The sequence below is a fragment of the Streptococcus mitis genome (genome assembly GCF_000960005.1).
Lineage (GTDB): Bacteria > Bacillota > Bacilli > Lactobacillales > Streptococcaceae > Streptococcus > Streptococcus mitis_CK.
Map to the genome: position 1 here is coordinate 254,081 of NZ_JYGP01000002.1, position 26,364 is coordinate 280,444.

At 40.2% G+C, this 26,364-nt stretch carries 23 protein-coding genes, 1 pseudogene and 1 other annotated feature; of the genes and pseudogenes, 23 read left to right on the forward strand and 1 reads right to left on the reverse strand.

Annotated features, from left to right (window positions below):
- Window positions 1-34 precede the first annotated feature (34 nt).
- The 16 genes and pseudogenes from TZ90_RS02600 (at window position 35) to TZ90_RS02675 (ending at window position 17,900) form a co-directional block, all read left to right on the forward strand.
- Window positions 35-880, forward strand: a complete 846-nt coding sequence (locus TZ90_RS02600; protein ID WP_080890714.1) for a LicD family protein — start codon at window positions 35-37, stop codon at window positions 878-880.
- The gene (locus tag TZ90_RS02605) at window positions 870-1,973 is read left to right on the forward strand and encodes a glycosyltransferase (RefSeq protein WP_024057050.1); all 1,104 of its coding nucleotides are present in this window, start codon (window positions 870-872) and stop codon (window positions 1,971-1,973) included. The genes TZ90_RS02600 and TZ90_RS02605 overlap by 11 nt, the downstream gene beginning before the upstream one ends.
- A 1-nt stretch (window position 1,974) precedes the next feature.
- A complete protein-coding gene (locus tag TZ90_RS02610) occupies window positions 1,975-2,961 on the forward strand; it encodes a glycosyltransferase family 2 protein (protein ID WP_024057051.1) in 987 nt (328 codons plus the stop codon).
- Between the two features lie 15 nt (window positions 2,962-2,976).
- Window positions 2,977-4,446 (forward strand): O-antigen polysaccharide polymerase Wzy family protein, encoded by a 1,470-nt coding sequence (locus TZ90_RS02615; protein ID WP_000565076.1) that lies wholly within the window; start codon window positions 2,977-2,979, stop codon window positions 4,444-4,446.
- On the forward strand, window positions 4,439-5,473 hold the full coding sequence (tarQ, locus tag TZ90_RS02620) for a teichoic acid biosynthesis protein TarQ (RefSeq protein WP_045611309.1): 1,035 nt from the start codon (window positions 4,439-4,441) through the stop codon (window positions 5,471-5,473). Before TZ90_RS02615 ends, tarQ begins: the two co-directional genes overlap by 8 nt.
- 200 nt (window positions 5,474-5,673) lie before the next feature.
- Entirely contained in the window at window positions 5,674-6,411 is a 738-nt protein-coding gene (mecA, locus tag TZ90_RS02625) for an adaptor protein MecA (RefSeq protein ID WP_023943094.1), read from the forward strand.
- Window positions 6,412-6,562: 151 nt separating this feature from the next.
- On the forward strand, window positions 6,563-7,849 hold the full coding sequence (locus TZ90_RS02630) for a homoserine dehydrogenase (RefSeq protein ID WP_045611310.1): 1,287 nt from the start codon (window positions 6,563-6,565) through the stop codon (window positions 7,847-7,849).
- 1 nt (window position 7,850) lies between these two features.
- Window positions 7,851-8,720, forward strand: coding sequence for a homoserine kinase (gene thrB, locus TZ90_RS02635; protein ID WP_045611311.1), 870 nt, complete (start codon window positions 7,851-7,853; stop codon window positions 8,718-8,720).
- Window positions 8,721-8,932: 212 nt separating this feature from the next.
- The gene (msrB, locus tag TZ90_RS02640) at window positions 8,933-9,871 is read left to right on the forward strand and encodes a peptide-methionine (R)-S-oxide reductase MsrB (protein WP_045611312.1); all 939 of its coding nucleotides are present in this window, start codon (window positions 8,933-8,935) and stop codon (window positions 9,869-9,871) included.
- 60 nt (window positions 9,872-9,931) lie between these two features.
- On the forward strand, window positions 9,932-11,656 hold the full coding sequence (locus tag TZ90_RS02645) for an ABC transporter ATP-binding protein (RefSeq protein ID WP_045611313.1): 1,725 nt from the start codon (window positions 9,932-9,934) through the stop codon (window positions 11,654-11,656).
- A gap of 1 nt (window position 11,657) precedes the next feature.
- Window positions 11,658-13,406 (forward strand): ABC transporter ATP-binding protein, encoded by a 1,749-nt coding sequence (locus tag TZ90_RS02650; RefSeq protein ID WP_045611314.1) that lies wholly within the window; start codon window positions 11,658-11,660, stop codon window positions 13,404-13,406.
- 101 nt (window positions 13,407-13,507) lie between these two features.
- Window positions 13,508-14,765 (forward strand): annotated as a pseudogene (locus tag TZ90_RS02655) (TRZ/ATZ family protein).
- A 76-nt stretch (window positions 14,766-14,841) separates the two neighbouring features.
- Window positions 14,842-14,977: a sequence feature (ribosomal protein L10 leader region), on the forward strand.
- Between the two features lie 38 nt (window positions 14,978-15,015).
- Entirely contained in the window at window positions 15,016-15,516 is a 501-nt protein-coding gene (gene rplJ, locus TZ90_RS02660; RefSeq protein WP_001287277.1) for a 50S ribosomal protein L10, read from the forward strand.
- Between the two features lie 72 nt (window positions 15,517-15,588).
- On the forward strand, window positions 15,589-15,957 hold the full coding sequence (gene rplL / locus TZ90_RS02665) for a 50S ribosomal protein L7/L12 (RefSeq protein ID WP_001196965.1): 369 nt from the start codon (window positions 15,589-15,591) through the stop codon (window positions 15,955-15,957).
- 277 nt (window positions 15,958-16,234) lie between these two features.
- Window positions 16,235-17,239, forward strand: coding sequence for an NADP-dependent oxidoreductase (locus TZ90_RS02670; protein ID WP_045611316.1), 1,005 nt, complete (start codon window positions 16,235-16,237; stop codon window positions 17,237-17,239).
- A 16-nt stretch (window positions 17,240-17,255) separates the two neighbouring features.
- The gene (locus tag TZ90_RS02675; protein ID WP_045611318.1) at window positions 17,256-17,900 is read left to right on the forward strand and encodes a TetR/AcrR family transcriptional regulator; all 645 of its coding nucleotides are present in this window, start codon (window positions 17,256-17,258) and stop codon (window positions 17,898-17,900) included.
- A 93-nt stretch (window positions 17,901-17,993) separates the two neighbouring features.
- On the opposite strand, the gene gdhA is transcribed toward TZ90_RS02675, so the two are convergent.
- On the reverse strand, window positions 17,994-19,340 hold the full coding sequence (gene gdhA, locus TZ90_RS02680; RefSeq protein WP_000199532.1) for an NADP-specific glutamate dehydrogenase: 1,347 nt from the start codon (window positions 19,338-19,340) through the stop codon (window positions 17,994-17,996).
- Window positions 19,341-19,568: 228 nt separating this feature from the next.
- Here gdhA and TZ90_RS02685 point away from each other — a divergent pair, with 228 nt between their 5' ends.
- From TZ90_RS02685 to TZ90_RS02720, 7 genes are all read left to right on the forward strand, one after another.
- Entirely contained in the window at window positions 19,569-20,504 is a 936-nt protein-coding gene (locus tag TZ90_RS02685; protein WP_045611320.1) for a dihydroorotate oxidase, read from the forward strand.
- A gap of 33 nt (window positions 20,505-20,537) precedes the next feature.
- A complete protein-coding gene (gene holA / locus TZ90_RS02690; RefSeq protein WP_045611321.1) occupies window positions 20,538-21,575 on the forward strand; it encodes a DNA polymerase III subunit delta in 1,038 nt (345 codons plus the stop codon).
- Window positions 21,576-21,901: 326 nt separating this feature from the next.
- The gene (gene sodA / locus TZ90_RS02700) at window positions 21,902-22,507 is read left to right on the forward strand and encodes a superoxide dismutase SodA (protein WP_020903212.1); all 606 of its coding nucleotides are present in this window, start codon (window positions 21,902-21,904) and stop codon (window positions 22,505-22,507) included.
- Between the two features lie 156 nt (window positions 22,508-22,663).
- On the forward strand, window positions 22,664-23,194 hold the full coding sequence (locus tag TZ90_RS02705) for a YutD family protein (protein ID WP_001224345.1): 531 nt from the start codon (window positions 22,664-22,666) through the stop codon (window positions 23,192-23,194).
- A gap of 20 nt (window positions 23,195-23,214) precedes the next feature.
- Window positions 23,215-24,300 carry a dual-specificity RNA methyltransferase RlmN gene (rlmN, locus tag TZ90_RS02710; protein WP_000804760.1) on the forward strand — a complete coding sequence of 362 codons (1,086 nt, stop codon included), beginning with the start codon at window positions 23,215-23,217 and terminating at the stop codon, window positions 24,298-24,300.
- Entirely contained in the window at window positions 24,300-24,782 is a 483-nt protein-coding gene (locus tag TZ90_RS02715; RefSeq protein WP_045611324.1) for a VanZ family protein, read from the forward strand. Before rlmN ends, TZ90_RS02715 begins: the two co-directional genes overlap by 1 nt.
- 1 nt (window position 24,783) lies before the next feature.
- A complete protein-coding gene (locus TZ90_RS02720) occupies window positions 24,784-26,325 on the forward strand; it encodes an ABC-F family ATP-binding cassette domain-containing protein (protein ID WP_045611325.1) in 1,542 nt (513 codons plus the stop codon).
- Window positions 26,326-26,364: the final 39 nt, after the last annotated feature.

Sequence of the window (26,364 nt, forward strand, 5' to 3'; positions counted from 1 at the left end):
TGTGGTATAATGAAACGATACGATAGAAAGAATAATGAACAATATGACTGATTTAAAAGCAATTCAGGCTCGTAGTCTGGAGATGGCTGAATATTTTGTGGCCTTTTGTAAAGAACATGATTTGCTCTGTTATCTCTGTGGAGGAGGTGCTATTGGTGCCCTTCGAAACAAGGGCTTTATTCCTTGGGACGACGACCTAGACTTTTTTATGCCTCGTAAGGATTATGAGAAATTAGCAGAATTATGGCCTCGTTATGCAGATGAGCGTTATTTCTTGTCGAAGAGTAACAAGGATTTTGTCGACCGCAATCTTTTTATTACCATTCGTGACAAGGAAACGACCTGTATCAAACCTTATCAGCAGGATTTAGAATTGCCACATGGTCTGGCCTTGGATGTGTTGCCTTTGGATTATTATCCGAAAAATCCAGCTGAGCGGAAAAAACAGGTTCGTTGGGCCTTGATTTATTCACTCTTTTGTGCTCAAACTGTTCCAGAAAAGCATGGAGCACTTATGAAATGGGGGAGTCGCATTTTACTCGGTTTGACGCCAAAATCTCTCCGTTATCATATTTGGAAAAAAGCTGAAAAAGAAATGACCAAGTACAGTCTGGCTGAGAGTGATGGAATCACGGAGTTATGCTCCGGTCCTGGCTACATGAGAAACAAGTACCCAATCGCATCCTTTGAAGATAATCTCTTCTTGCCATTTGAAGAGACAGAGATGCCCATCCCAGTTGGCTACGATGCCTATCTCAGCACTGCTTTTGGCGATTATATGACTCCTCCGCCAGCAGACAAGCAGCTACCACATCATGATGCTGTCATCGCTGATATGGATAAGTCTTATACAGAATACAAGGGAGAATATGGTGGCTAAGAAAAAAATATTATTTTTTATGTGGTCTTTTTCTCTCGGGGGTGGCGCAGAGAAGATTCTATCTACCATTGTTTCAAATCTAGATCCAGAAAAGTATGATATTGATATTCTTGAAATGGAACATTTTGATAAGGGATACGAATCTGTTCCCAAGCATGTAGGCATTTTAAAATCCCTTCAGGATTATCGCCAAGCCAGATGGATTCGAGCTCTTTTGTGGAGAATGAGAATTTATTTTCCAAGATTGACTCGTCGCTTGCTTGTAAGAGATGACTATGATGTTGAAGTTTCTTTTACTATTATGAATCCTCCACTTTTGTTCTCTAAAAGAAAAGAAGTCAAGAAAATCTCTTGGATTCATGGAAGTATTGAAGAATTTCTTAAGGATAGCTCCAAAAGAGAATCACATAGACGCCAGTTGGATGCCGCGGATACCATTGTAGGAATTTCAAAAAAAACCAGTAATTCTATCAAGGAAGTCTATCCAGATTATGCTTCGAAATTACAGACGGTCTACAATGGATATGATTTTAAGACTATTTTAGAAAAATCTCAAGAGAAGATCGATATCGAGATTGCGCCTCAAAGTATCTGTACTATCGGACGGATTGAGGAAAATAAGGGTTCTGACCGTGTGGTGGAAGTGATACGATTATTACACCAAGAGGGAAAAAACTATCATCTCTATTTTATCGGTGCTGGGGATATGGAAGAGGAACTGAAAAAACGCGTCAAAGAATATGAGCTTGAAGACTATGTACATTTCCTTGGTTATCAAAAAAATCCTTATCAGTATTTATCTCAGACGAAAGTTCTCTTGTCTATGTCTAAACAAGAAGGTTTTCCTGGAGTGTATGTGGAAGCCTTGAGTCTGGGACTTCCTTTTGTCTCTACGGATGTCGGAGGTGCTGAGGAATTATCCCAAGAAGGACGATTTGGACAAATCATTGAGAGCAATCAAGAGGCAGCTCAGGCAATTACGAACTACATGACCTCTGCCTCAAACTTCGATGTTAATGAGGCTAGCCAATTCATTCAACAATTCACAATTGCCAAACAAATCGAACAAGTAGAAAAACTATTAGAGGAGTAGCATGGAAACTGCATTAATCAGTGTGATTGTGCCAGTCTATAATGTGGCGCAGTACCTAGAAAAATCGATAGCTTCCATCCAGAAGCAGACCTATCAAAATCTGGAAATCATTCTTGTTGATGATGGAGCAACGGATGAAAGTGGTCGCTTGTGTGATTCAATCGCTGAACAAGATGACAGGGTGTCAGTACTTCATAAAAAGAATGAAGGTTTGTCGCAAGCACGAAACGATGGAATGAAGCAGGCTCACGGAGATTATCTGATTTTTATTGACTCAGATGATTATATCCATCCAGAAATGATTCAGAGCTTATATGAGCAATTAATTCAAGAAGATGCGGATGTTTCGAGCTGTGGTGTTATGAATGTCTATGCTAATGATGAAAGTCCACAGTCAGCCAATCAGGATGACTATTTTGTCTGTGATTCCCAAACATTTCTGAGGGAATACCTCATAGGTGAAAAAATACCTGGAACGATCTGCAATAAGCTAGTCAAGAGAGAGATTGCAACTGCCCTATCCTTTCCAAAGGGATTGATTTATGAAGATGCTTATTATCATTTTGATTTAATCAAGTTGGCTAAGAAGTACGTTGTTAATACCAAACCCTATTATTACTATTTCCATAGAGGGGATAGTATTACGACTAAACCCTATGCAGAGAAGGATTTAGCCTATATTGATATCTACCAAAAGTTTTACAATGAAGTTGTGAAAAACTATCCGGATTTGAAAGAGGTTGCTTTTTTCAGATTGGCCTATGCCTACTTTTTTATTCTGGATAAGATGTTACTAGATGATCAGTATAAACAGTTTGAAGCCTATTCCCAGATTCATCGTTTTTTAAAAGGCCATGCCTTTGCTATTGCTAGGAATCCAATTTTCCGTAAGGGGAGAAGAATTAGTGCTTTGGCTCTATTCATAAATATTTCCTTATACCGATTCTTATTACTAAAAAATATTGAAAAATCTAAAAAATTACATTAGAACGGGGGTGAGCAAGTGATTGATGGAAAACGATTATTATTTAGTTTGACCATAGTCAGTTATGCCTTGACGCTAGTAAGTGGAATTGTATATCTGTTTAATAATAACAATGTTAGCTTGCTTTCTACTTTATTGTTCTTACTGGTTAGTAGCTTAATTGCTTGTTGGAATGATATCAAGTATTACTTAATCCATTTTATTTTCTTTTTAACTATTTTTGTATTTCTGGTATCAAGGCCGACCATTGATTATTTTAGAGATGGCGCTTTGGATACCTATCATCCCATAGCCTATCGTTTTGCCTTTATAGTTGTCATGGTTTCGATATTGGGATTGACCACAGGGGGGCTCCTAGCTCGCTATTTTATAGCTAGAAAGAAAATACAAGTATCGAAGATAGAAAGTTCTCTAAAAGAGGTTTACATCAAGCGGTTGCGCTTTGTATCGCTAGGAGTTTTTCTTCTAACCTATCCTTTCTATTTTATTCGCTTATTTGAACGACTCCTGTATCGCTTGCAGACTTCCTACTATACCTACTATGCAAACTTTGAAAGTAAACTGCCTTATTTTACCTATATCTTATCAACATTTACGGTCTATGCAATGTGTATGTATTTGGCAACCAAGCCAAAGAAATGGCAGGCAACAGTAGTGCTTGTCTCCTTTATTGCAGCTAATACTATTCATTTAGCAATCGGGACACGCAATCCCTTTATTTTAAGTATTTTATTTGCTTTCGTTTATTACTTTATGCGGGAGCAAACAGAAAAGGGAAAATGGATTGGGTTTAAAGAGAAGTTAGCGATTTTTGTAGGTTCTCCTATTCTCATGTTAGCGATGGGAGTGCTCAATTATGTACGGGATAATGTCCAAGTTTCCCATACAGGTTTCTGGGATATCCTGCTTGACTTTATCTATAAACAAGGAACCAGTTTTGGTGTTTTGGCTCGAGGTTTTCTATTTAACAGTAGCCTCCCTTACCGAGATTTCCGTAATTTTACTTTTGGTCCTGTTCTTGATTATTTTGCAAGGGGGAGTTTGGGGGCCATTTTCGGAGGAAAAGCCTTTGAGCATACAACCAATAGTGTAGAGCTAGCTATCGATAGTAATAGTTATGCCCACAATCTATCCTATCTTGTTTTGAATAAGGAATATTTGAAAGGACATGGTATCGGAAGTAGTTATATTATGGAGTTGTATACAGACTATGGTATGATAGGAGTCTTTCTACTTAGTCTCTTACTCGGTATGCTATTTATAGCCATGTTGCAAGTAGCCTACCGCTCAAGAACAATTCTATTTGCCTTGTCCCTACTCATCTTGAATAATCTATTCTTTATGCCAAGAAGTAGCTTTTCAGAAAGTTTCTTCAATTTATTTACAATGCAATTCTGGGGAATTGTTCTTGTGATTCTATTCGTAGCGAAAATGCTTACAAAAGAGAACCAGTATCTACTAAACAAAGGAGAAAAAAATCATGTTTGAACATTATTCAGTAGCTGATTTGTTTGCAAATCTTTATAAAAAACGAAAAGCAAATATTCTAGCTCTCATCGCTTTATTTGCTCTCATTGCTGTACCATTTACAATTAAAGCAGTTAAGAATAAAAACACTGTCAAAGACACAACAAGTTATTCAACTTATCTTAGCTATAAAATTACTCCTCCAGAAGATTCAGCCAAAACGATTTTGAATCATCAAATTGGTGGTTATAGTGATTTCTACGGGAAATTGATTGATGGGAATTTGAATGGAGCTTATCTTTTCAATGATGTAGATTCTAGTGAGTTGAAAAAAATTGCCAGTGAATTAGATACGACAGAAACAACCTTGAAAAATTCTACGAATGATTATTGGTGGAAAAAACTGACTGTCTACTATATGATTGACGATGCAGGGGTTGGTGTGAAAATTTTGACACCAAGTAAAGATGCTAATGACTTGTTGGAGCGAAAAATTGATGGATTGATTGAGAAATTTAAACACACTTATGCAAATGTAAAAATTGAAAAATTGGAAACCATCAACTCTAAAGAATTGAATGCAAATGGTGAGACAGCGCTTGGATTGAATGTGAAGAATTTGATTCTTCGTCTAGCTGTTATTGGAGTAGTTTGTGTGATTTTGGTTGTGATGGGAAATGTATTGATTTATCTCTTTAACCCAACAATCAATAGGGCAGGTGATTTTTCTCAGTATCAAATTGATTTTGTAACAGAGATTACAACAATTGCTAACCTAGCAGATGTCTTGTCATACAAAAATGCTGGACAAGAGTTGACTATTGTTAGCTCAAATAAAGCTATTCTAGATAAATTAAAACAAAATCAAGAGGCCTTGAAAGGAATGCATTTTGTAGATTTACAAGATGTACCATCTCTTTTGGAAAGAGATACAGTCCTTCTTGTTGAAGAATACGGAGTAACTCGTTATAAGAAATTTGAGCAAAGTCTTCAAATTCTCAGAAACTTAAATCGTTCTATCCTCGGTGTAGCAACCTTTAAACTATAAGCTTTCTGATGTATTAGGTCTTCAAAGTTGGCTAAGAGCCGATTTTGAAGGCTTTTTCTATTTGTCTGCAGAAATTTTCTTTTAGAGTCTTCTACAGAAGTTACCCTATGGAAAATCTATCCCGACAGAGGAGCCTTCTTTTGATAAAATCGTAAAAATCTAGTATAATAGATAGAACTGAAAGTATGAGGTTACTAGCAATGAAAATGAAACAAATCAGTGATACAACTTTAAAAATCACGATGTCTTTAGAAGATTTGATGGATCGAGGAATGGAGATTGCTGACTTTCTCGTTCCTCAAGAAAAAACAGAAGAGTTCTTTTATGCTATCTTGGATGAGTTAGAGATGCCTGATAGTTTTCTGGATACAGGCATGTTGAGCTTCCGTGTGACTCCAAAACCTGATAAGGTCGATGTCTTTGTAACCAAATCAAAGATTGATCAAAATCTAGATTTTGAAGACTTATCGGATTTACCAGATATGGAAGAATTAGCCCAAATGTCGCCAGATGAATTTATCAAAACCCTGGAAAAAAGTATCGCGGACAAAACTAAGGATGATATCGAAGCGATTCAATCTCTAGAGCAAGTCGAAGCCAAGGAAGAAGAGCAGGAACAGGCTGAACAAGAAGCTGAGAGCAAGAAAGAGCCTTACATCTACTACATCCTTTCTTTTGCAAAACTAGCTGACTTGGTGGCTTTTGCCCAGACAGTGACTTTTGAGATGGAAACTTCTGAACTCTACAAGATGAACGAGCGCTATTATTTGACCATTTTAGTGGATATTGAAAATCATCCAAGTCCATATCCAGCTTGGCTTTTAGCCCGTATGCGCGAGTTTGCGGATGATAGTGACATCAGTCGTTCAGTCTTGCAAGAGTATGGCCAAGTCTTGATGAATCACGATGCAGTGCTCAATCTGCAAAAGATTGGATAATACTTTCTGGAAAGCCTTTTCTAGATTTTAAGGAGAGCGAATCGTCTGATTCGTTTTTTCTTTTCTAGATTGAAATAGTGATTTACTATAATAGGAATTTTCACAAAATTCTGTTATAATGGCTATATTAGAAAATTTCGAGGAGACAAACATGACAGTTAAAATTGCTTTACTAGGATTTGGTACCGTTGCAAGTGGTGTGCCTTTCCTCCTAAAGGAAAATGGAGAAAAAATCAATCAATCAGCACATTCAGAGATTGAAGTTGCCAAGGTATTGGTCAAGGATGAAGATGAAAAGAATCGCTTGCTTGCAGCAGGGAATGACTTTAACTTTGTAACCAATGTGGATGACATTTTGTCAGATCAAGACATTACGATCGTAGTGGAATTGATGGGGCGTATCGAACCAGCTAAGACCTTTATCACTCGTGCCTTGGAAGCTGGGAAACACGTTGTTACTGCTAACAAGGACCTTTTGGCTGTCCATGGTGCAGAATTGTTAGAAATCGCTAAAGCTAACAAGGTAGCACTTTACTATGAAGCAGCAGTAGCTGGTGGGATTCCAATTCTTCGTACTTTGGCAAATTCCTTGGCTTCTGACAAAATCACTCGTGTCCTTGGCGTGGTCAATGGAACTTCCAACTTCATGATGACCAAGATGGTCGAAGAAGGCTGGTCTTACGATGATGCTCTTGCCGAAGCGCAACGTCTAGGATTTGCAGAAAGTGACCCTACAAATGACGTAGATGGGATTGATGCAGCCTACAAGATGGTGATTTTGAGCCAATTTGCCTTTGGCATGAAGGTTGCCTTCGATGACGTAGCCCACAAGGGAATTCGTAACATCACACCAGAAGATGTAGCTGTAGCTCAAGAGCTTGGTTATGTAGTGAAATTGGTTGGTTCTATCGAAGAAACTCCTTCAGGAATTGCTGCAGAAGTGACTCCAACCTTCCTTCCTAAAGCGCATCCACTTGCCAGTGTGAATGGCGTAATGAACGCTGTCTTTGTAGAATCTATCGGTATTGGTGAGTCTATGTACTATGGGCCAGGTGCTGGTCAAAAACCAACTGCAACAAGTGTTGTGGCGGACATTGTCCGTATCGTTCGTCGCTTGAATGATGGTACCATTGGCAAAGACTTCAACGAATATAGCCGTGACTTGGTCTTGGCAAATCCTGAGGATGTTAAAGCAAACTACTACTTCTCAATCTTGGCTCCAGACTCAAAAGGTCAGGTCTTGAAATTGGCTGAAATCTTCAACGCTCAAGATATTTCCTTCAAGCAAATTCTCCAAGATGGAAAAGATGGTGACAAGGCGCGTGTCGTTATCATCACACACAAGATTAATAAAGCCCAGCTTGAAAATGTCTCAGCTGAATTGAAGAAGGTTTCAGAATTCGACCTCTTGAATACCTTCAAGGTGCTAGGAGAATAAGATGAAGATTATTGTACCTGCAACCAGTGCCAATATCGGGCCAGGTTTTGACTCGGTCGGTGTAGCTGTAACCAAGTATCTTCAAATTGAGGTATGTGAAGAACGAGATGAGTGGTTGATTGAACACCAGATTGGCAAATGGATACCACATGACGAGCGCAATCTCTTGCTCAAAATCGCTTTGCAAATTGTACCAGACTTGCAGCCAAGACGTTTGAAAATGACCAGTGATGTTCCTTTGGCGCGTGGTTTGGGTTCTTCCAGTTCTGTTATTGTTGCTGGGATTGAACTAGCCAACCAACTGGGAAATCTCAACTTATCTGACCATGAAAAATTGCAGTTGGCGACCAAGATTGAAGGGCATCCTGACAATGTGGCTCCAGCCATTTATGGTAATCTCGTTATTGCAAGTTCCGTTGAAGGGCAAGTTTCTGCTATCGTAGCAGACTTCCCAGAGTGTGATTTCCTAGCCTACATTCCAAACTATGAATTGCGTACTCGAGACAGCCGTGGCGTCTTGCCTAAGAAATTGTCTTACAAGGAAGCTGTTGCGGCTAGTTCTATCGCCAACGTGGCGGTTGCAGCCTTGTTGGCAGGAGACATGGTGACCGCTGGGCAAGCAATCGAGGGCGACCTCTTCCACGAGCGCTATCGTCAGGACTTGGTGAGAGAATTTGCAACGATTAAGCAAGTAGCCAAAGAAAATGGTGCCTATGCAACCTACCTTTCTGGTGCTGGGCCGACAGTTATGGTCTTGGCTTCTCATGACAAGATGCCAACGATTAAGGCAGAATTGGAAAAGCAACCCTTCAAAGGAAAACTTCATGACTTGAAAGTTGATACCCAAGGTGTCCGTGTCGAAGCAAAATAAAGAATAGATGATAGGATGGGGAAACTCTTGACTAGAGGGCTTCCTATCCTTTTTTTGAAAATAAGTTTATACTCAATGAAAATCAAAGAGCAAACTAGGAAGCTAGCCGCAGGTTGCTCAAAGCACCGCTTTGAGGTTGTAGATAAAGCTGACGTGGTTTGAAGAGATTTTCGAAGAGCGTTAGTTAAGAACTTGATAAAGGAGAAATAAAGATGGCAGAAATTTATCTAGCAGGAGGTTGTTTTTGGGGCTTAGAGGAATATTTTTCCCGCATTTCTGGAGTGCTAGCTACCAGTGTCGGCTACGCTAATGGTCAAGTCGAAACGACCAATTACCAGTTGCTCAAGGAAACAGACCATGCAGAAACAGTTCAAGTGATTTACGATGAGAAGATAGTATCACTCAGAGAGATTTTACTTTATTATTTCCGTGTCATTGACCCTTTATCCATCAATCAACAAGGGAATGACCGTGGACGTCAGTATCGGACCGGTATATATTACCAGGATGAAGCAGACTTGCCAACTATCTACACAGTGGTGCAGGAGCAGGAGCGCATGATTGGGCAAAAGATTGCAGTAGAGGTGGAGAAACTACGTCATTACATTCTGGCTGAAGACTATCATCAAGACTATCTTAAGAAAAATCCTTCAGGTTACTGTCATATCGATGTGACCGATGCTGAGAAGCCGTTGATTGATGCCTCTAACTATGAAAAGCCTAGTCAAGAAGTGTTAAAGGAAAGCTTAACTGAAGAGTCCTACCGTGTCACCCAAGAAGCTGCTACAGAGGCTCCATTTACCAATGCATATGACCGAACCTTTGAAGAGGGAATTTATGTAGACATCACGACAGGTGAGCCACTCTTTTTTGCCAAAGATAAGTTTGCCTCAGGTTGTGGTTGGCCAAGTTTTAGCCGTCCGATTTCCAAAGAGTTGATTCACTATTACAAGGACATGAGTCATGGAATGGAGCGAATTGAAGTTCGTTCTCGGTCAGGCAATGCTCACTTGGGTCATGTTTTCACAGATGGCCCTCGGGAGTTAGGTGGCCTTCGTTACTGTATTAATTCTGCTTCCTTGCGTTTTGTGGCCAAAGATGAGATGGAAGAAGCAGGATATGGCTATTTATTACCTTACTTAAACAAATAAATCAGAGATGGTGGGTGCTTCCCACTTTCTTCATTTCCAGAATACGAATAGAAGGGATTTATGAAACACTTACTATCTTACTTTAAACCCTACATCAGAGAATCGATTTTAGCTCCCTTATTCAAGCTGTTAGAAGCTATTTTTGAGCTCTTGGTTCCCATGGTGATTGCTGGGATTGTTGACCAATCCTTGCCCCAAAGAAATCAAGGTCATCTCTGGATGCAGATTGGCCTGCTCCTTATCTTTGCAGTAATTGGTGTTGTAGTGGCCTTAATAGCCCAGTTCTACTCAGCTAAGGCTGCGGTTGGATTTGCCAAAGGACTGACAGATGATTTCTATCGTCATATTCTTTCGTTGCCTAAGGACAGCAGAGACCGTTTGACAACTTCTAGCTTGGTCACTCGCTTGACTTCGGACACTTACCAGATTCAGACTGGTATCAATCAATTCCTGCGTCTCTTTTTGCGAGCGCCTATTATCGTTTTTGGTGCCATTTTTATGGCTTATCGCATCTCAGCTGAGCTGACTTTCTGGTTCTTGGTCATGGTTGTCATTTTGACCATTGTTATTGTAGGGCTTTCTAAACTGGTTAATCCTCTCTACAGTAGTCTCAGAAAGAAAACAGATCAACTAGTTCAAGAAACGCGCCAGCAATTACAAGGGATGCGGGTTATTCGGGCTTTTGGACAAGAAAAACGAGAGTTACAGATTTTTCAGACCCTTAACCAAGTTTATGCCAGATTGCAAGAAAAAACAGGTTTCTGGTCTAGCTTATTAACACCTCTGACCTATCTGATTGTTAATGGAACTCTCCTCGTTATTATCTGGCAGGGATATATTTCAATTCAAGGAGGATTGATCAGTCAAGGTGCTCTCATTGCCCTTATCAACTATCTCCTACAGATTTTGGTGGAATTGGTCAAGCTAGCCATGCTGATAAATTCTCTCAACCAGTCCTATATCTCAGCTAAGCGAATTGAGGAAGTCTTTGCCGAAGCTCCAGAAGACATCCATTCAGAATTAGAACAAAAGCAAGCTACCAGTAATCAGGTTTTACAAGTCCAAGAATTGACCTTTACCTATCCTGATGCGGCCCAGCCTTCTCTGAGAGACATTTCCTTTGATATGCAGCAAGGGCAAATCCTTGGTATCATTGGGGGAACAGGTTCTGGTAAATCAAGCTTGGTGCAAGTCTTACTTGGTCTTTATCCAGCAGATAGGGGAAGCATTGACCTTTATCGAGATGGATCTAGTCCTCTTAATTTGGAGCAGTGGCGGTCTTGGATTGCCTATGTGCCTCAAAAAGTCGAGCTCTTTAAAGGAACCATTCGTTCCAACCTGACTATAGGTTTACATCAAGAACTATCTGACCAAGAACTTTGGAAGGCCTTGGAAATTGCGCAAGCAAAGGATTTTGTTAGTGATAAGGAAGAACTCTTGGATGCTCTAGTTGAGGCAGGAGGACGAAATTTCTCAGGTGGTCAAAAACAAAGACTGTCTATCGCTCGAGCAGTCTTGCGCCAGACTCCGTTTCTCATCCTAGATGATGCAACTTCGGCGCTGGACACCATTACCGAGTCTAGACTCTTGAAAGCTATTCGAGAAAATTTGCCAAATACGAGCTTAATCTTGATTTATCAAAGAACGTCGACACTTCAGATGGCTGACCAGATTCTCCTCTTGGAAAAAGGTGAGCTCCTAGCTATCGGCAAGCACGAGGACTTGATGAAGACTAGTCAAGTCTATCGCGAAATCAATGCATCCCAACATGGAAAGGAGGGCTAGCATGAGACGACAAACTGCAAACCAGACTCTCAAACGTTTGGCAAAAGATTTAGCAAGCCATCCCTTCCTCCTTTTCCTAGCCTTTCTAGGAACTATTGCCCAGGTTGGCTTATCAATTTATCTTCCCATCTTGATTGGGCAGGTCATTGACCAAGTCCTGGTGGCTGGTTCTTCACCAGTTTTTTGGCAGATTTTTCTCCAAATGATCTTGGTTGTCATAGGAAATACCCTTGTGCAGTGGGTCAATCCTCTCCTCTATAATCGCCTAATCTTCTCTTATACCAGAGACTTGCGAGAGCAAATCATCCATAAGCTCCATCGGTTACCGATTGCTTTTGTGGATCGGCAAGGCAGTGGGGAAATGGTCAGTCGGGTGACCACAGACATAGAACAGTTGGCGGCTGGCTTGACTATGATTTTTAACCAATTTTTCATTGGCGTCTTAATGATTTTGGTTAGTATTCTAGCCATGCTTCAAATCCATCTCCTCATGACCCTCTTAGTCTTGCTGTTGACGCCACTGTCTATGGTAATCTCACGCTTTATTGCCAAACGCTCCTATCATCTCTTCCAGAAGCAAACAGAGACAAGGGGGATTCAGACACAATTAATTGAAGAATCGTTGAGCCAGCAGACCATTATCCAGTCCTTTAATGCTCAAGAAGAGTTTATCCAAAGACTGCGTGAGGCTAATGACAACTATGCAGCTTATTCGCAGTCAGCTATCTTTTATTCTTCAACGGTCAATCCTTCGACTCGCTTTGTCAATGCGCTTATTTATGCCCTTCTAGCTGGAGTGGGAGCTTATCGTATCATGATAGGCTCTACCTTGACCATTGGACGCTTAGTGACTTTTTTGAACTATGTTCAACAGTACACCAAGCCCTTTAACGATATTTCTTCAGTGCTAGCTGAGTTGCAAAGTGCTCTCGCTTGTGCAGAACGTGTTTATGCTGTCTTAGAAAGTCCTGAGGTGGCTGAAACAGGTAAGGAAGAGTTGACTAGTGACCAAGTTAAGGGAGCTATTTCCTTTAAACATGTTTCTTTTGGCTACCATCCTGAAAAGATTTTGATTAAGGATTTATCTATTGATATTCCAGCTGGTAGCAAGGTGGCTATTGTTGGTCCGACAGGTGCTGGAAAATCAACCCTTATCAATCTCCTCATGCGTTTTTATCCCATTAACTCGGGAGATATCTTGTTAGATGGGCGATCCATTTATGATTATACCCGATCATCATTGAGACAGCAGTTTGGGATGGTTCTCCAAGAAACCTGGCTCAAGCAAGGAACTATTCATGACAATATTGCCTTTGGAAATCCTGATGCCAGTCGGGAGCAGGTGATTGCTGCCGCAAAAGCAGTCAATGCAGACTTTTTCATCCAACAGTTGCCTCAGGGATACGATACTAAGTTGGAAAATGCAGGGGAATCTCTCTCTGTCGGTCAGGCTCAGCTCTTGACCATTGCCCGAGTTTTTCTAGCTATTCCCAAGATTCTTATCTTAGACGAGGCGACTTCTTCCATTGATACGCGGACAGAAGTGCTAGTACAGGATGCCTTTGCAAAACTCATGAAGGGGCGTACAAGCTTTATCATTGCCCACCGCTTGTCAACCATTCAGGATGCGGATATGATTCTAGTCTTAGTGGACGGTGATATTGTTGAGTATGGGAACCATCAGGATCTCATGACTAGAAAGGGCAAGTATTATCAAATGCAGCAAGCTGCAGCTTTTAGCTCTGAATAATCCTTTCTACTTTGAAATCTTATGGACAAAAAAAGTTGCCTTCGGGTGACTTTTTTGTTACAATAGCTAGAAAAAATCAAGGCCTTAGAAGGAGAAAAACAATGAAAGTCTATCAGCATGTAAATATCGTGACTTGTGACCAAGATTTCCATGTTTATCTAGATGGAATCTTAGCAGTTAAGGATTCTCAAATCGTCTATGTTGGTCAAGAGAAGTCAGAGATTTTAGAGCAAGCTGAGCAGATTATAGACTATCAGGGAGCCTGGATTATGCCGGGTTTGGTTAATTGCCACACCCATTCTGCTATGACAGGCTTGAGAGGAATCCGAGATGACAGCAATCTCCATGAATGGCTCAATGACTATATCTGGCCAGCAGAAGCTGAGTTTACTCCCGACATGACTACCAAGGCGGTCAAAGAAACTCTGATAGAGATGCTCCAGTCAGGAACAACAACCTTTAACGATATGTATAATCCCAATGGGGTGAATATTGAGCGGATTTATCAGGCAGCGAAAGATTCCAAGATGCGTTGTTATTTCTCCTACCCTTTTTTCTTCTGAGGCAGAGACAACTGCTGAGACCATTGCTAGAACACGAGCCATCATTGAGGAAATTATTGGATATAAAAATCCGAATTTCAAGGTTATGGTAGCCCCACATTCTCCTTACAGCTGTAGTAGAGACTTGTTGGCAGAAAGCTTAGATATGGCAAAAGAGTTGAATATTCCCATTCATATCCATGTAGCGGAGACCAAGGAGGAGTCAGGAATTATCCTGAAACGATACGGCAAACGCCCCCTCGCCTTTCTAGAAGAACTGGGTTACTTAGACTATCCGTCTGTCTTTGCTCACGGGGTAGAATTAAACGAGCGAGAAATTGAGCGCTTGGTATCCTCTCAAGTGGCTATTGCCCACAATCCTATCAGTAACCTCAAACTGGCATCAGGAATTGCTCCAATCATCCAACTTCAAAAAGCAGGAGTGGCTGTGGGAATTGCGACAGATTCGGTTGCCTCCAATAACAATCTAGATATGTTTGAGGAAGGACGGACTGCAGCCCTTCTTCAGAAGATGAAAAGTGGGGATGCCAGCCAATTCCCTATCGAAACAGCTCTCAAAGCTCTAACGATAGAAGGTGCTAAGGTTCTTGGAATGGACGAACAGATAGGAAGTTTGGAAGTCGGCAAGCAAGCAGATTTTCTGGTCATCCAACCACAAGGGAAAATTCATCTCCAACCTCAAGAAAATATGCTTTCCCATCTGGTTTATGCTGTCAAGTCCAGTGATGTAGATGATGTTTATATTGCCGGAGAACAGGTTGTTAAGCAAGGTCAAGTCCTAACAGTAGAACTTTAAAAGAAAAATCACGAAAAAATCTTAAAAAAAGTTTGCAAAAATCTTGCATTCTTTTTTTGACTATGCTATACTTATATACGGTTTAAAAAAACTGCCTAAGACAGTAGGGGAGCTCGACTCATAAATATCCTACCGAGGACAAAACGTATCATGTAAAAAGAAGCGTATTGTACTTTCGTGTCTAGGTTTGGGCGCGTTTTTCTTTTGGAAAAATTCCCCAAGCAAAATAATAACGGAGGTGAACACACTAATGAGTGAAGCAATTATTGCTAAAAAAGCGGAACTAGTTGACGTAGTAGCTGAAAAAATGAAAGCTGCTGCATCTATCGTCGTTGTAGACGCTCGTGGTTTGACAGTTGAGCAAGATACAGTTCTTCGTCGTGAGCTTCGTGGAAGCGAAGTTGAGTATAAAGTGATTAAAAACTCAATCTTGCGTCGTGCAGCTGAAAAAGCTGGTCTTGAAGATCTTGCATCTGTATTTGTTGGACCATCTGCAGTAGCATTTTCTAACGAAGATGTTATCGCACCAGCGAAAATCTTGAACGACTTTTCTAAAAACGCTGAAGCACTTGAAATCAAAGGTGGTGCAATCGAAGGCGCTGTCGCATCTAAAGAAGAGATTCTTGCTCTTGCAACTCTTCCAAACCGCGAAGGACTTCTTTCTATGCTCCTTTCTGTACTTCAAGCGCCAGTGCGCAACGTTGCTCTTGCAGTCAAAGCGGTTGCAGACAACAAAGAAGACGCAGCTTAATCTTAAGCTACGCAGCGTAGCCTAGCTACGAAAATCTATTATAAATTTAAAACATATTTGGAGGAAATAACAATGGCATTGAACATTGAAAACATTATTGCTGAAATTAAAGAAGCTTCAATCCTTGAATTGAACGACCTTGTAAAAGCTATCGAAGAAGAATTTGGTGTAACTGCAGCTGCTCCTGTAGCTGTTGCTGCAGCTGGTGCTGCTGACGCTGGTGCTGCTAAAGATTCATTCGACGTTGAATTGACATCTGCAGGCGACAAAAAAGTTGGCGTTATCAAAGTTGTACGTGAAATCACAGGTCTTGGACTTAAAGAAGCTAAAGAACTTGTTGACGGTGCACCAGCACTTGTTAAAGAAGGCGTTGCAACTGCAGAAGCTGAAGAAATCAAAGCTAAATTGGAAGAAGCTGGAGCTTCAGTTACTCTTAAATAATAGAGCGACTACATTAGTAGCTTAAAAACATGATTAAACCGCTATTCTTAGGAGTAGCGGTTTTTATTTTTTTATTCCATGGGGCAAAAATGGAAAGGAATCTTTAAAAGTGAGGAGAGTTAGATTGAAAGAATCATATTTGTAAATCGAAATGATGGATATTTGTATCATGTTATAAATCGTTATCAAACGATAATATTGATTTTCTTACAAATTAAGAGTATAATTTATAAAAATGAGTGTTCACTCAATTTTGTGAAATTAAGGAGTAAAGAAAATGGTTGTTGAAGCAATAGAGTATAGTCGTTTCGGTAACGAAGAGGTCTTGGATTTGCTGAAGATCGACTCTACAGCCTTGGATGTAAATCAAGTGAGAGTAGAAGTTCATGCTGTTGGTTTAAATCCTATTGATTATAAAACTTTTGAGGGAGCGAAACCCCTTCGATTTCTATCTTTTATAACGAAATTAAGGAAACCAAGTCGTTGGTTTGAATCTAAATCATCTTTATTTCCAAGAGGTGTGGGGAGAGATTTTTCTGGAGTTATTACAGAAGTTGGAAATGAAGTAACTAGGTTTTCAGTAGGAGATAAGGTGTTTGGAACAATGATTAGTGATCCTGGTTTGGGAACTAAGAGGGGAGCTTTAGCAACAGAAATTTGTGTCAATGAATCAGAAATTGTATTGAAACCAGAGATGATCGACATGACTCACGCAGCTACTATGGGAGTAGCTGCTCTAACTGTGGGTGGGGCTTTTAGAAGAATTGGTTTAAATTCAAGAGATACTGTTGTTATTTCAGCTGCAGCAGGAGGTATTGGAAGTATTGCAGTACAGTATGCAGTTGCTAAGGGGGCGACAGTGATTGGAATAGCAAGTAAGAAAAATGCAGAGTATCTGAAGTCTTTAGGTGCCATACCAGTAAGTTACGAAGAGAATATCAAGAAGGCTCTTCTATCAGCTAGTTCAACGCCTATTACAAAATTTTTGGATTGTTATGGATCTGATTATGTTAGATTGGCTTTTAGTTTAGGCTTGAAGGGGACAGCTATTGGGACATTAGTACCTTCGCCCTATGTTATGATAAAAGGTGCTCAGTTTACTGGTCCGAGACATTCCACATATGATGATTTTAGCATTTTAGCTGAAATGGTCTCAGACGGGAAGGTTCAGCTGAAAATTGATCAAGTGTATGACTTTTCTCTAAAGTCAGTTAGAGAAGCCTATCGTAGTCTGAAAATGGGACACAGTCGAGGCAAAAAAGTCGTAAAAGTAAGAGAGTAGAAGAGAGGTGCTAGCGATGGAAAGTTTAGAACAAAAGTATGCTCAGACGTTAGAAGTTAGCAACTTGAGCTTGAAACAACGTCGAGTATTATTATCAAGCTTAAAATTATTCTCAGAAATTGGATTTGAGAATACAACGTCCAGCCTTATTGCCGAACGCGCTGGAGTGTCAGAAGGAACTGTTTTTAGTTACTTTAAAACAAAGGAAGGTATTTTAGAAGCCATTTTATCTACTTTTCTAGAACAGGTTATTCCAGAAGTGATTGCGGATTTCTCAGAAAAGAAATTCACAGTAGATCAAGAAACTTTTCCCTTCTTTTTAAAAAGTATTGTTCGAGATAGGCTCTTTTTCATTCAGAAGAATCAAATGCATGTTAAAATTCTCTTGGGGCGTTCTTTTATTGATAAAAATCTTTCTATCCAGTTAGGAAATATTATTGTTCAATCTATAATAGAACCAATTAGCCCTGTTTTAAATCAATTTAAAGAAAAAGGACTTATTCTAAATTGGTCAAATGAAAGAATTGTTCGATATATTTTAGCATTGAGTTTTTCTTATCTTATTCCCATGATGTTGAATGATGAAGGAACTATAAACATAGATGAAGCAGTTGATGAGATTGTTGAATGTTTGTCATCTGCCCTAATGAAAGTAAAATAAATTCGGATGTTAAAACTCACTATTAATGGTGAGTTTTTTGGATTCAACATAAAAATCCCCAATCGGAGCGATTGAGGATTAAGCAAATGAATCTTAAACAATACCTTGTGCGATCATAGCATTTGCTACATTTTCAAAGGCAGCAATGTTAGCTCCTGCAAGGTAGTCTTTATCAAGACCATATGTTTCTGAAGTTGTTTTAGCTGTGTTGAAGATGTTTGTCATGATATCTTTGAGACGTCCATCAACTTCTTCACGAGTCCATGAGAGGCGAAGACTGTTTTGGCTCATTTCAAGGGCTGAAACGGCTACACCACCGGCATTGGCTGCTTTAGCAGGTCCGTAGAAGATTCCATTTTCTTTGTAAACTTTGATGGCATCAAGGTCGCTTGGCATGTTGGCACCTTCAGATACACAGATAACGCCTTGAGCAACCAAACGTTTAGCTGCTTCACCGTTGATTTCGTTTTGAGTCGCACATGGAAGCGCAATGTCATAGTTTCCAGCGTAAGTCCATACAGAACCTTCGTGATATGTTGCAGTTGCTTTTTCAGCAGCATACTCAGTTAAGCGAGCACGACGTTTTTCTTTAACGTCAACCAAAAGATCGAAGTCGATACCATTTTCATCGATGACATAACCATTTGAGTCAGATACAGAGATAACAGTTGCACCAAGTTCAGTCGCTTTTTGAAGAGCGTATTGAGCAACGTTACCAGAACCTGAAATAACAACTTTCTTACCAGCAAAGCTGTTACCGTTAGCTTTAAGCATTTCTTCAGTGTAGTAAACCAAACCATAACCAGTTGCTTCTGGACGAATCAAGCTACCACCAAATCCAAGAGGTTTACCAGTCAAGACACCAGCATCAAATTGGTTAAGGCGTTTGTATTGACCATAAAGGTAACCAATCTCACGTCCACCAACACCGATATCACCAGCAGGTACGTCAAGTGATGGTCCGATGTGTTTTTGTAATTCAGTCATGAAGCTTTGGCAGAAGCGCATCACTTCAGCATCTGTTTTACCTTTAGGATCGAAGTCTGATCCACCTTTACCTCCACCTATAGGAAGTCCAGTCAAGACGTTTTTAAAGATTTGTTCAAATCCGAGGAATTTCAAAATCCCTTGGTTTACAGTTGGGTGGAAACGAAGTCCGCCTTTATATGGTCCAACAGCTGAGTTGAATTGAACACGGTAACCGCGGTTTACTTGAACTTTTCCATCACGGTCAACCCAAGGAACACGGAAAGAAATCACGCGCTCTGGCTCAGTAATACGTGCCAAGATATTTTCTTCGATATACTCAGGGTGTTTTTCAAATACAGGTTCTAAAGTGTTGAAAAATTCTTCGACAGCTTGGAGGAATTCAGCCTCGTGCCCGTTACGAGCTTTCACAGTTTCAAACACGCTTTGGATATATTCTTTAGCAGATGTCATATCGTTCTCCTTAAATTCTAATTTAATTATGTGAGTCATTATAGCAGAATTTTTTTTAGCTGTAAAGAGAAAAACAAAAATTTTCTAAAAATTCACTCAATTTAGTTTTTCATATTTTTTGAAAATAGATAAAAAACGAACGTTTTTCTTATAAATGCCTTTCTTAAAGAGAAAATCTGAAAATGTGGTATAATATTAGCAATAAAAGGAATCTGGAGGATCAGAATCATGGTATCAACGAAAACGCAAATTGCTGGTTTTGAGTTTGACAATTGTTTGATGAATGCAGCAGGTGTGGCTTGTATGACGATAGCAGAGTTAGAGGGCGTTAAAAATTCAGTGGCAGGAACTTTTGTGACTAAGACAGCTACCTTGGACTTCCGTCAGGGAAATCCTGAGCCACGCTATCAAGATGTTCCCCTTGGTTCTATCAACTCTATGGGCTTGCCGAATAATGGCTTAGACTATTATTTGGACTATCTTTTGGACTTGCAGGAAAAAGAGCCAAACCGAACTTTCTTCCTATCTCTAGTCGGTATGTCTCCAGAGGAAACCCATACTATCTTGAAAAAAGTCCAAGAGAGTGAGTTTCGTGGTCTGACTGAGCTAAATCTCTCCTGTCCAAATGTTCCAGGTAAACCTCAGATTGCCTATGATTTTGAGACAACAGACCGGATTTTGGCAGAGGTATTTGCCTACTTCACCAAACCTCTTGGAATTAAATTGCCACCATATTTTGATATTGTTCATTTTGACCAAGCGGCAGCTATTTTTAACAAGTACCCACTCAAGTTTATCAACTGTGTTAACTCTATCGGAAACGGCCTTTATATAGAAGATGAGTCTGTCGTTATTCGTCCTAAAAATGGTTTCGGTGGCATCGGTGGAGAGTATATCAAACCGACTGCTCTTGCTAATGTTCACGCATTTTATCAACGCTTAAACCCTCAAATCCAAATCATCGGAACAGGTGGCGTGTTGACTGGTCGTGATGCCTTTGAACATATCCTCTGTGGAGCAAGTATGGTGCAGGTGGGAACCACTCTTCACAAAGAAGGAGTCAGTGCTTTTGACCGCATTACCAATGAACTGAAAGTAATCATGGCGGAAAAAGGGTACGAAAGCCTAGAAGATTTCCGTGGGAAATTGCGCTATATTGACTAAATTAAATCGAAAAATCAGAAGAAAGGAGAGAAGATGCTAGCCATTGAAGAAAGTCAAAAACTGACTCTAGCAAATCTACCGAACCTGAGCCTTTTTACAGGGACAGACCAGGGTCAGTTTGAAGTTATGAAGAGTCAAGTATTGAAACAGATTGGTTATGATTCTGCTGACCTCAACTTTGCCTACTTTGATATGAAAGAAGTAGTTTACAAAGATGTAGAACTGGAGTTGGTCAGCCTTCCTTTCTTTGCTGATGAGAAAATCGTGATATTGGATCATTTTGTCGATATCACAACAGCCAAGAAACGCTTTTTAACAGATGATGAACTCAAGTCGTTTGAGGAATACCTTGATAACCCTTCACCAACAACCAAGTTGTTAATCTTTGCAGAAGGAAAACTGGATAGTAAAAGACGGCTGGTAAAATTACTTAAGCGTGATGCCAAGGTCTTTGATGCAGTAGAAGCAAAAGAACAAGAATTGCGCCAGTATTTCCAAAAGTGGAGCCAGAAACAAGGTCTGCAGTTTGCCAATCATTCTTTTGAAAATCTTCTCGTCAAGTCGGGTTTTCAATTTAGCGAAGTCCAGAAAAATCTCCTCTTTTTACAGTCCTATAAGGAAGACTCTGTTATCGAGGAAGAGGATATTGTCAATGCTATTCCCAAGACCTTGCAGGACAATATTTTTGATTTAACTCAGTTTATTCTGACTAAAAAGATGGACCAGGCGCGCGATTTGGTTAGAGACTTGACCTTGCAAGGTGAAGATGAAATTAAACTGATTGCAGTTATGCTGGGACAATTTCGGACTTTTACTCAGGTGAAAATCTTGGCGGAGTCTGGACAAGCAGAATCTCAGATTGCAAGTAGTCTAGGAAGTTTTCTCGGACGCAATCCAAATCCCTATCAGATTAAGTTTGCGCTGAGAGATTCAAGAGGACTTTCCTTGAGCTTTTTGAAGCAAGCTATTTCTTATTTGATTGAGACAGACTATCAGATTAAAACAGGTCTTTATGAAAAGAGTTTCCTTTTTGAAAAGGCACTCTTACAGATTGCTTGTCAGGTAAATTGATATTTTTTTGAAACTAAAACCCGTGTCAAGATTATCTTGTCATGGGTTTCTTGCTGATTTGCTTATTTTATACTCAATGAAAATCAAAGAGCAAACTAGGAAACTAGCCGCAGGTTGCTCAAAGCACTGCTTTGAGGTTGTAGATAAGACTGACGAAGTCAGTTACATATATCTACGGCAAGGCGACGTTGACGCAGTTTGAAGAAATTTTCGAAGAGTATTATTAGAAAGTATTTCAGTGATTTCCTTATCTATAAGCAAAAAACTTGAAAAAAGTGAATGTTTGCGTTATCATTTTCATATAGAAAGAAAAAGAGGTATTACAGATGGCTATTATCTTACCAGATCTTCCATATGCATACGACGCTTTGGAACCATACATCGATGCGGAAACAATGCACTTGCACCATGACAAACACCATCAAACTTATGTCAACAATGCCAATGCAGCTCTAGAAAAACACCCTGAAATCGGTGAAGACCTTGAAGCCTTGCTTGCTGATGTAGAATCTATCCCAGCTGATATCCGTCAAGCGCTTATCAACAATGGTGGTGGACACTTGAACCACGCTCTTTTCTGGGAATTGATGACTCCTGAGAAAACAGCTCCTTCAGCAGAACTTGCAGCAGCAATCGATGCAACATTTGGTTCATTTGAAGACTTCCAAGCAGCCTTCACTGCAGCAGCAACAACTCGTTTTGGTTCTGGCTGGGCATGGTTGGTTGTCAACAAAGAAGGTAAACTTGAAGTGACTTCAACAGCAAACCAAGACACACCAATCTCAGAAGGTAAAAAACCAATCTTGGGCTTGGACGTTTGGGAACATGCTTACTACGTGAAATACCGCAACGTGCGTCCTGACTACATCAAAGCTTTCTTCTCAGTGATCAACTGGAACAAAGTAGATGAATTGTACGCAGCTGCTAAATAATAATAGTTGGAGGGAAGAATTGTTCTTCTCTTTTTAAGGTTATATTATTTTGGTCTGACAAAATCGTCAGACTTTTTTCATTTTTATGAGAAACGTGCTAACTGCTAGAAATTATGGTAGAATAAAGTATTAAGTAATCGTGAAAAAAGGATATCTATGCGAAAAGAAATTGCACCTGAATTATACAACTATAACAAGTTTCCTGGTCCTGAGTTCCATTTACACGGGGACAAGGTTGAAACGGAAGGGATAGCTTTTTCCTTGGTGGAAAATATCAAGGATGCCTTTGATGTGACGGCTTTTAATCAGCGTTTTTCAGAAGTCTTAACCAAGTTTGATTATATCGTGGGAGACTGGAGCAACGAACAGCTTCGCCTTCGAGGTTTTTACAAGGATGACCGAACAGAAGAAAAACTTGAAAAAATCAGTCGTTTACAAGACTACCTTTTAGAGTATTGTAGTTATGGTTGTGCCTATTTTGTCTTAGAAAATGAAGCTCCTAAGCGAGCATCATTTGACAAGAAAATGCGTAAGAAGGAAGAAGAAACACCTTCTAGAAAAGGAAAGAAACCGGCTCAAACTAAACGAAAACCGAATGCAGATAAGAAAAATAGACGTCGTCAGAAAGATCAGCATTCTCAGAAAGAGGACAAGGGGCAACGTCATTTTGTCATTCGTCAGAAGTGAGTAGAGAATAAGGAGTAGAAATGAAACCGTCAATTTATAGTTTAACACGTCAAACCATGCAGGAATGGGTTTTGGAGCAGGGAGAAAAGAAATTCCGTGCAGATCAAATCTGGGAATGGCTCTACCGTAAACGTGTCCAGTCATTTGAAGAAATGACCAACCTTTCCAAGGATTTGATTGCTAAGCTTAATGACCAGTTTGTGGTTAATCCATTGAAACAGCGAATCGTGCAAGAATCTGCTGATGGGACAGTTAAATATCTTTTTGAATTGCCAGATGGAATGCTGATTGAGACAGTACTCATGCGTCAACACTACGGTTTATCTGTCTGTGTGACCACTCAGGTCGGCTGTAATATCGGTTGTACCTTCTGTGCCTCTGGTTTGATTAAGAAACAACGTGACCTCAATAATGGGGAAATCGTAGCGCAAATCATGCTGGTTCAGAAATACTTTGATGAACGTGGTCAGGACGAACGTGTCAGCCATATCGTCGTCATGGGTATCGGTGAACCATTTGATAACTACAACAATGTCTTGAATTTCGTTCGTACTATCAATGATGACAAGGGAATGGCCATCGGTGCTCGTCACATTACGGTTTCAACCTCAGGTTTGGCCCATAAAATTCGTGATTTTGCTAATGAAGGAGTTCAGGTCAATCTTGCCGTTTCCCTTCATGCACCTAATAATGAACTGCGCTCAAGCATCATGAAGATTAACCGTGCCTTTCCGATTGAAAAACTCTTTGCAGCTATTGAGTACTACATTGAGACAACTAATCGTCGTGTGACTTTTGAATATATCATGCTTAATGAAGTTAATGACGGTGTAGAACAAGCCTTGGAATTGGCTGAATTGCTCAAGAACATCAAGAAATTGTCTTATGTAAACTTGATTCCTTACAACCCAGTTAGTGAGCATGACCAATATAGCCGTAGTCCTAAAGAGCGCGTCCTGGCCTTCTATGATACGCTTAAGAAAAAAGGGGTTAACTGTGTGGTTCGTCAAGAGCACGGAACAGATATTGATGCAGCTTGTGGACAATTGCGTTCCAATACAATGAAACGTGACCGCCAGAAAGCAGTTGCAGCAGTCAATCCTTAATGATGAAGAAGACTTATAATCATATTTTGGTCTGGGGAGTCATTTTCTATAGTATTTGTATCGTTTACTTTTGCTTTACTCCTCAAGAACATTCTCCCGTGGGGGTGGAAACTCCAGGTATTCAGCATCTTGGACGCCTGGTTTTTCTTTTGACTCCTTTCAATTCTCTCTGGAAACTGGGTGAAGTGAGTGACATAGGACAATTATGTTGGATTTTTCTACAAAATATCCTCAATGTCTTCTTGCTTTTTCCTCTGATGTTCCAACTCCTTTATCTCCTTCCAAACTTGCGGAAAACAAGAAAAGTGCTCTTTTTTAGTTTTCTAGTGAGTCTTGGAATCGAGTGTACGCAGTTAGTCTTGGACTTTTTCTTTGATTTTAATCGCGTCTTTGAAATTGATGATTTGTGGACCAATACCTTGGGTGGCTATATCGCTTGGCTACTTTATAAACGATTACATAAAAACAAGATAAGGAATTAAAATGAGTATTTTAGAAGTTAAAAATCTGAGTCATGGTTTTGGTGACCGTGCAATTTTTGAAGATGTGTCCTTCCGTCTCCTTAAGGGAGAACATATCGGCCTGGTCGGTGCAAATGGTGAAGGGAAATCAACCTTTATGAGTATTGTGACTGGTAAAATGCTGCCAGATGAAGGGAAGGTTGAGTGGTCCAAATATGTGACCGCTGGTTACTTGGATCAGCACTCCGTCCTTGCTGAAGGGCAGTCGGTACGCGATGTTCTCCGTACGGCCTTTGATGAGCTATTCAAAGCTGAAGCCCGTATCAATGACCTCTATATGGAAATGGCTGAAGACGGAGCGGATGTTGATGATCTCATGGAAGAAGTTGGCGAACTTCAAGACCGTTTGGAGAGTCGTGATTTCTACACCTTGGATGCTAAGATTGATGAAGTAGCGCGTGCCCTTGGTGTCATGGACTTTGGCATGGATACAGATGTAACCTCTTTGTCAGGTGGGCAAAGAACCAAGGTGCTTTTGGCTAAACTCCTCCTTGAAAAGCCCGATATCTTACTTTTGGACGAACCGACCAATTATCTGGATGCTGAGCATATTGATTGGCTCAAGCGCTATCTCCAAAACTATGAGAATGCCTTTGTCCTTATTTCACACGATATTCCATTCCTGAACGATGTGATTAATATTGTCTATCATGTGGAGAATCAACAGCTGACGCGTTATTCTGGTGACTACTACCAGTTCCAAGAAGTCTATGCTATGAAGAAATCTCAGCTAGAGGCAGCCTACGAACGTCAGCAGAAAGAGATTGCCGACCTTAAAGATTTTGTCGCACGAAACAAAGCACGTGTTGCAACTCGTAACATGGCCATGTCCCGTCAGAAGAAATTGGATAAGATGGATATTATCGAGTTGCAAAGTGAGAAACCAAAGCCATCCTTTGATTTCAAACCAGCTCGTACACCAGGGCGCTTTATCTTCCAAGCCAAGGATTTGCAGATTGGTTATGATCGATCTCTCACTAAGCCTTTAAATCTTACCTTTGAACGCAATCAAAAGGTTGCTATTATCGGGGCAAATGGTATCGGGAAAACAACTCTCTTGAAGAGTCTCTTGGGAATTATCCCGCCAATCGCTGGGGAAGTGGAACGTGGTGACTACCTAGAACTCGGTTACTTTGAACAGGAAGTAGAAGGTGGCAATCGTCAAACACCACTAGAGGCTGTCTGGAATGCCTTTCCAGCTCTCAACCAAGCAGAAGTCCGTGCAGCCCTTGCCCGTTGTGGTCTGACAACCAAGCATATTGAAAGCCAAATTCAGGTCTTGTCAGGTGGAGAACAAGCCAAGGTTCGTTTCTGTCTCTTGATGAATCGTGAAAACAACGTTTTAGTGCTGGACGAGCCGACCAACCACTTGGATGTGGATGCCAAGGATGAACTCAAACGCGCTCTTAAAGAATACAAGGGATCTATTCTTATGGTCTGTCACGAACCAGACTTCTATGAAGGTTGGATGGACCAAATCTGGGATTTTAATAATTTAACTTAAAAATAAGGATAAAAGAAATACAGTACCGAATGTGGGTAC

Excerpts from the sequence above, each read along its gene's own strand:
- TZ90_RS02600 (WP_080890714.1), top strand. The coding sequence starts at position 35 with ATGAACAATATGACTGATTTAAAAGCAATTCAGGCTCGTAGTCTGGAG.
- TZ90_RS02605 (WP_024057050.1), top strand. The coding sequence starts at position 870 with ATGGTGGCTAAGAAAAAAATATTATTTTTTATGTGGTCTTTTTCTCTC.
- TZ90_RS02610 (WP_024057051.1), top strand. The coding sequence starts at position 1,975 with ATGGAAACTGCATTAATCAGTGTGATTGTGCCAGTCTATAATGTGGCG.
- tarQ (WP_045611309.1), top strand. The coding sequence starts at position 4,439 with ATGTTTGAACATTATTCAGTAGCTGATTTGTTTGCAAATCTTTATAAA.
- mecA (WP_023943094.1), top strand. The coding sequence starts at position 5,674 with ATGAAAATGAAACAAATCAGTGATACAACTTTAAAAATCACGATGTCT.
- TZ90_RS02630 (WP_045611310.1), top strand. The coding sequence starts at position 6,563 with ATGACAGTTAAAATTGCTTTACTAGGATTTGGTACCGTTGCAAGTGGT.
- thrB (WP_045611311.1), top strand. The coding sequence starts at position 7,851 with ATGAAGATTATTGTACCTGCAACCAGTGCCAATATCGGGCCAGGTTTT.
- msrB (WP_045611312.1), top strand. The coding sequence starts at position 8,933 with ATGGCAGAAATTTATCTAGCAGGAGGTTGTTTTTGGGGCTTAGAGGAA.
- TZ90_RS02645 (WP_045611313.1), top strand. The coding sequence starts at position 9,932 with ATGAAACACTTACTATCTTACTTTAAACCCTACATCAGAGAATCGATT.
- TZ90_RS02650 (WP_045611314.1), top strand. The coding sequence starts at position 11,658 with ATGAGACGACAAACTGCAAACCAGACTCTCAAACGTTTGGCAAAAGAT.
- rplJ (WP_001287277.1), top strand. The coding sequence starts at position 15,016 with ATGAGTGAAGCAATTATTGCTAAAAAAGCGGAACTAGTTGACGTAGTA.
- rplL (WP_001196965.1), top strand. The coding sequence starts at position 15,589 with ATGGCATTGAACATTGAAAACATTATTGCTGAAATTAAAGAAGCTTCA.
- TZ90_RS02670 (WP_045611316.1), top strand. The coding sequence starts at position 16,235 with ATGGTTGTTGAAGCAATAGAGTATAGTCGTTTCGGTAACGAAGAGGTC.
- TZ90_RS02675 (WP_045611318.1), top strand. The coding sequence starts at position 17,256 with ATGGAAAGTTTAGAACAAAAGTATGCTCAGACGTTAGAAGTTAGCAAC.
- gdhA (WP_000199532.1), bottom strand. The coding sequence starts at position 19,340 with ATGACATCTGCTAAAGAATATATCCAAAGCGTGTTTGAAACTGTGAAA.
- TZ90_RS02685 (WP_045611320.1), top strand. The coding sequence starts at position 19,569 with ATGGTATCAACGAAAACGCAAATTGCTGGTTTTGAGTTTGACAATTGT.
- holA (WP_045611321.1), top strand. The coding sequence starts at position 20,538 with ATGCTAGCCATTGAAGAAAGTCAAAAACTGACTCTAGCAAATCTACCG.
- sodA (WP_020903212.1), top strand. The coding sequence starts at position 21,902 with ATGGCTATTATCTTACCAGATCTTCCATATGCATACGACGCTTTGGAA.
- TZ90_RS02705 (WP_001224345.1), top strand. The coding sequence starts at position 22,664 with ATGCGAAAAGAAATTGCACCTGAATTATACAACTATAACAAGTTTCCT.
- rlmN (WP_000804760.1), top strand. The coding sequence starts at position 23,215 with ATGAAACCGTCAATTTATAGTTTAACACGTCAAACCATGCAGGAATGG.
- TZ90_RS02715 (WP_045611324.1), top strand. The coding sequence starts at position 24,300 with ATGATGAAGAAGACTTATAATCATATTTTGGTCTGGGGAGTCATTTTC.
- TZ90_RS02720 (WP_045611325.1), top strand. The coding sequence starts at position 24,784 with ATGAGTATTTTAGAAGTTAAAAATCTGAGTCATGGTTTTGGTGACCGT.